The organism is Vibrio sp. 970 (genome assembly GCF_033339075.1).
In genome coordinates this window covers 1-581 of record NZ_JAWOTW010000595.1, presented here as the reverse complement: position 1 = coordinate 581, position 581 = coordinate 1, and the positions used below count along the sequence as shown (strand labels likewise).

1 pseudogene is annotated in these 581 nt (G+C 44.9%); it reads right to left on the bottom strand.

The window, feature by feature from the left end:
• Positions 1 to 581: pseudogene (locus R7Q11_RS28080) on the bottom strand (lipid A biosynthesis lauroyl acyltransferase); the annotation flags it as partial.

Sequence of the window (581 nt, the reverse complement as noted above, 5' to 3'; positions counted from 1 at the left end):
AAAACCATCCACTGGTGCATCAATCGTCAAGGTATAATGCCCATCTTCGCCTCTGACCATCGTAAATGGGACAATTGCGCAATTTGTATTATCGACTAGCAAGCTAGTGCCCGTTGTTGTACAGGCATTTTTAACCGCGAACAACGGAGCAAACGTCGAACGTCTGTTTCCGTAATCATGATCCGGCGCATACCAAACACGCTCGCCAGAGTTGAGTGCTTCAAGCATGGCTTTGACATTTTTACGATCGATCAACGTACGGTTAGAACGAGAACGACCTTTGTATTGGAAATAGTCGAAACACGGATTGTTGTTTGGTCGATAGACACCCGTCCCAGATTTTTGAATGCCAAATGCGCGAGCACCTAATTCCAAGTTCATTGAATGGACGGCCAACATTAAGGCACCTTTACCGGACTTTTCTAACGCTTCTAAATGCTCCATTCCTTTAATCGTAACGTGCTTACTGACTCTTTTATCTGACCAAAACCATGCCATCGCTGTTTCGAAGAGTGCAATACCGGAGTTGTCGATATTATCTTTTAAAATCGCCTCGCGTTGAGATTCGCCCATGTGAGGAA